We start from the raw sequence: 4,720 nt of genomic DNA on the forward strand, positions 1-4,720 counted from the left end.
CCGTCGCCGCCAAACTCAACCGGCGACCCCGCAAAGTCCTCGACTGGGATACCCCAGCCGAACGCCTCACCAAGCTACTGTCAGACCACACAACCACAACGCGTTGCGACGACCGGTAGAACTCGCCGGATGGCCGGTTTTTTCACATCCATGCTGATCGTCACGCGTTCGGGCGTGTCGAGCAGCGGTGGACCGAGGAAGATCCCCTACACCACACCGGCAGCCGCACTACTGACCCGTGCCCTCGTACCCTGTGGTTGCTTTTCTTCCGGTTGGTTTTCGGTTCGTTCCCCTCGGTCGCGTCGGCAGGGCTTTGCCTACAGTGCCGGTTCTCGGGAGTCAAGTTCGCGCTGTACGCGGCTGCCACCTGCCCGCCTGACCGCAAGGGCGCGGACTTTACTCCCGGGGTTCGGCGCTGTACCCCTTGGGGCTGACGACGCGACCGAGGGGAACGGACCGCAACCACCTCACAAACCGCAGGCGCAGGGCCCTGACCGGACCACCCTATGGAATTGCGCCAGTTCCCCGAGGGAGTCATCCCGGCTCTTGGCAGCGCCGCCTTGTCGGCGCGAAAATGTTGCTTGTAGGTGCTGTTCGCGTCGAGTCCGTACCCTGCTTGGGTGTTGAGCCTGTGAGGGAGTCTGGTACTGGACCGCTGTATGGGGCTGTGACCTGTTGCTTCGAGCACGCCGGCTAGCTTGCGGCTTTCCCCGTGGCGGTCTGCGCGTGCAGTGCCTGTGTGGTGTGGCTGGGGGAGCCGGAGTCGGGAAGGAGTCCCGATGGATGAGCATGCCGAAGTGGTGGAGTTGCAGGCTGCCGTCGAACAGGTGGACCGGGTCGCGGCGATCGACATCGCCAAGGCCAGCGCGATGGTGTGCACCAGGATGCCCGGGGAGAGCAACCCGGCCCGGCGGGTGCAGAAGACGTGGCCGGTCAAGGCCACCACCAACGCGATCGCCGAGTTGGGCGACCACCTGGTGTGCCAGTCGGTCACCTTGGTGGTGATGGAGGCCACCGGCGACTACTGGCGGCCGTTCGTGCGCCACGAGGCGCTGGTGAGTCGAGCAGGGGTGAAAGGACCCTGTCGCCGGTCAGTCGCAGCTGGCCGGTGAAGCTGGGGGCAGCCGGGACCGGGGAACGCTGGTCTTCGGTGGGAGCAGCCCCGACAACGTACGGGACGTGCCGGAACTGTCAGACGGCCCGGGTCCGGCAAGCAAGGCGAGAAGGTGTACGAGAGGAACCGCTGTCTGACGCCCCGTAAGGCCAGTACCGCGCTCAAATCTGACGGATATGGGCCGGGATGCAGTGCGTGGCCGTCGAGCCCTGGTGGGCCCGGCGGGCAACTCCGAAGCCGGTTGAATGGTCCGGTGGGGAGGCCACGGTGAAAGCCTGCGGCGTAGCCGTGGCGATGCTGCCGGGGTAAAGGTGGGCGCCTAACTCGCTGATCGATTCGCTGGTGAACGTGGGAACCATCCGCGGTCGCCCTCCCGCCGGGCATCCGGCGCGGTGGTGGGCAGGTCCGTTGCCGGCTGACGGCCGCAGGGTGGGGCGGAGGCCCCGTAGTAGTCCGAGCGCGCGAGAGGCGCGCACATGGCGAAGGGGGCCAGCAAGTCGGCAGTGTCGCTACTGGAATGTCAGGAGGGTGCGTTGGTGAATACCGACGAGCTGGAGCTGCGCTTCTATGAGGCGGAGCGCCGGGTACTGGAGATCCAGGGCAAGCTGCACCGGTGGGCCCGTGACGATCCACGTCGCAGGTTCGATGATCTTTTCAACCTTGTCGCTGATCCCGCGTTCCTTCTGGTCGCGTGGCATCGGGTGCGGGGGAACAAGGGTGCCAGGACAGCCGGGATCGACGGCCGCACTGCGGGGTCGATCGCGCTGATGACGGGGGTCGAGGAGTTCCTCGACCTGCTGCGGGATTCCTTGAGGGACCGCAGTTTCCGTCCGCTGCCGGTGCGGGAGCGGATGATCCCCAAGGCGGGCGGCAAGCTGCGCCGTCTGGGGATCGCCACGATCACCGACCGGGTGGTGCAGGCATCCGTGAAGCTGGTGTTGGAGCCGATTTTCGAGGCGGATTTCCTCCCGTGCTCCTACGGGTTCCGCCCCAATCACCGGGCTCACGACGCGGTGGCTGAGGTGCGTCATCTGACGTCCCACTCCTATGAGTGGATCGTTGAGGGCGACATCAAAGCCTGCTTCGACGAGATTTCGCACCCCGCGTTGCTAGAGCGGGTGCGGGCTCGGATCGGGGATAGACGTGTGCTGGCCCTGGTGAAGGCGTTCTTGAAGGCGGGCATCCTTGGTGAGGACCGCGTACTTCGGGAGAACAACACCGGAACCCCACAGGGTTCGATCTTGTCGCCGTTGCTCAGCAACGTGGCCCTGTCGGTCCTGGACGAGCACATCGCCCACGGGCCGGGCGGCCCGGCCGCCACCGCGTGGCAGCGGGCCAAGCGTCGCTCTCAAGGTCTTCCCAACTACCGGATCTCTAGGTACGCGGACGACTGGTGCCTGATAGTGCACGGCACCAGGGAGGACGCCGAGGCGCTGCGCGAGCAGGCGGCGGAGGCCTTGGCCACGATGGGTTTGCGCCTGTCGGAGGAGAAGACCCTGATTACACATATTGACGACGGTCTGGACTTCTTGGGGTGGCGCATCCAGCGGCACCGCAAGAGTGGCACCAGCCGGTTCTATGTCTACACCTACCCGGCGGGCAAGGCTGTTGCGTCCGTGCTGGGGAAGGTCAGGACGTTGTGCCGGGGAATGGATCGCGGACTTCCGCTTGACGCCCTGCTCATCCAGCTCAACCGGGTGCTGCGGGGCTGGTGCGCGTACTTCCGGCCGGGGGTGTCCAGCGTGACCTTCAAATACCTCAGCGCCTATGCGTGGGCGCGGGTCTGGCGATGGCTGCGCCGTAAACACCCGAAATCGACCGTGAAGGAGCTGCGCCGACGCTATTGCGCAGGCGGCTGGTGGCCTGGCACGGCTGAACGGACGCTGTTCAATCCGGCGAAGGTGGGCACGACCCGCTATCGCTATCGGGGAGCGGTGATCCCGACGCCGTGGCAGGCCGCGCTGGGAGGATGAAAACCGGATTCATCGGGGCTTGTGGAGCGCCCGTTGCGTTGAGAGGCGCACGGCGGGTGCGGGAAGCGGCCTGGGGAAACGGGCCGGTCGAAAGACCGGAACCGCGCCCCGGGTCGACTTCACTTCTACCAGCTGGAAGCCAGAGGCCTGACGGTTTGGCTGGTCAACCCCCGGGATGTGAAGAACGTGCCGGCCCGGCCCAAAACCGACAAGCTGGATGCGATCTGGCTAGCCAAACTCGCCGAACGCGGGATGCTGCGCCCCAGCTTCGTGCCGCCCAAACCCATCCGGCAGCTCCGGGACCTGACCCGAGCCCGCACCGCGCTGACCGCCGACCGCACCAAATACGCCAACCGGATCCAGGCCCTGCTGGAAGACGCCTGCCTGAAAATCTCCGACAAGGACGGCGGACCCACAGACCTGTTCGGCGTCTCCGGCCGGGCGATGCTGGAGGCGTTGATCGCCGGCGAGCGCAACCCGCGCACCCTGGCCGAGTTGGCCCGCGGACGGATGCGCACCAAGATCCCAACCCTGATCGAAGCACTAACCGGGCACTTCGAAAACCACCACGCCCGTCTGATCCGGATGTGGCTGGACGACTACGACCGGCTGACCGGCCAGATCGACCAGCTCACCGCCTGGATCGAGGCCGCGATCACGCAAATCGACCCACCGACCGGCCCCGACGACGACCACCCCAGCCCCGGCAGCCTGCTAGACCGGCTCGATGAGATCCCCGGGGTCGGCCGGGACACCGCCGCCGTCATCATCGCCGAAATCGGCACCGACATGACCGTCTTCCCCACCGGAGCCCACCTGGCCTCCTGGGCCCACCTCACCCCCCGCACCCACCAATCCGGGGCCACCGAAAAACCCGGCCGCACCGGCAAAGGCAACAACTGGCTCAAAGGACCCCTCGGACAAGCCGCCGTGTCCGCCTCCACCACCAAAACCTTCCTCGGAGCCCGCTACCGCCGCATCGCCAAACACGCCCCAAGAAAGAAAGCCCAAGTCGCCATCGCCCGCAACATCCTACAAATCGCCTGGCACCTGATCGCCAACCCCGACCAGCGCTTCACCGACCTCGGCCCGGACTGGCACGACCGCCACACCAACAAAACCCGGGCAACCCGCCAAGCCATCCGCCAACTCGAACACCTCGGCTTCACCGTCACCCTCACACCAACAACAGCAGCCTGACACACCTGAACCACCAAACCACCCCGGGCAGCCGGGACACTCCACGCTGCCCACGGGAACCCACATTATCCGGCTAGCCGAGAGCCCCCGCCGGAGGCGCCGGCCCTTCACCAGGGCTCTTGACCTTGATCTTGACTTTGATCTTGTTCCGACTTGCCGGAGTGGAAGAGGCCTGAGGTGCGGCGGGGTCGTGTACGCGAGAACCGGCAGCCGACAAACACACCTGCCGACCCGAACCCCGAACCGGCACAACCATGACCGAAGGCCGTAAAAAGCTTTGAAACCCACACGCCAACCGCAACCTACAACCCCAAACCGCCCCAGCACATTAGCCGCGAGCACACCAGCCGCCAGCCGCGAGCACACCAGCCGCCAGCCGCGAGCACACCAGCCGCCAGCCGCCAGTCGCCAGCACACCGGCCCCCAGCCCCAG

2 protein-coding genes and 1 pseudogene are annotated in these 4,720 nt (G+C 66.3%); all 3 read left to right on the forward strand.

Annotation, left to right across the window (positions count from 1 at the left end; translation table 11 throughout):
- Nucleotides 1-779: 779 nt before the first annotated feature.
- Complete coding sequence (locus IZR01_RS48195; protein WP_194899771.1) at nt 780-1,112, forward strand: hypothetical protein; 333 nt, start codon at nt 780-782, stop codon at nt 1,110-1,112.
- A 538-nt stretch (nt 1,113-1,650) separates the two neighbouring features.
- The gene (gene ltrA / locus IZR01_RS48200) at nt 1,651-3,087 is read left to right on the forward strand and encodes a group II intron reverse transcriptase/maturase (protein ID WP_194927784.1); all 1,437 of its coding nucleotides are present in this window, start codon (nt 1,651-1,653) and stop codon (nt 3,085-3,087) included.
- Nucleotides 3,088-3,216: 129 nt separating this feature from the next.
- A pseudogene (locus IZR01_RS48205) lies at nt 3,217-4,287 on the forward strand (IS110 family RNA-guided transposase); the annotation flags it as partial.
- Nucleotides 4,288-4,720 lie beyond the last annotated feature (433 nt).

Source organism: Catenulispora pinisilvae, from assembly GCF_015356865.1.
Lineage (GTDB): Bacteria > Actinomycetota > Actinomycetes > Streptomycetales > Catenulisporaceae > Catenulispora > Catenulispora pinisilvae.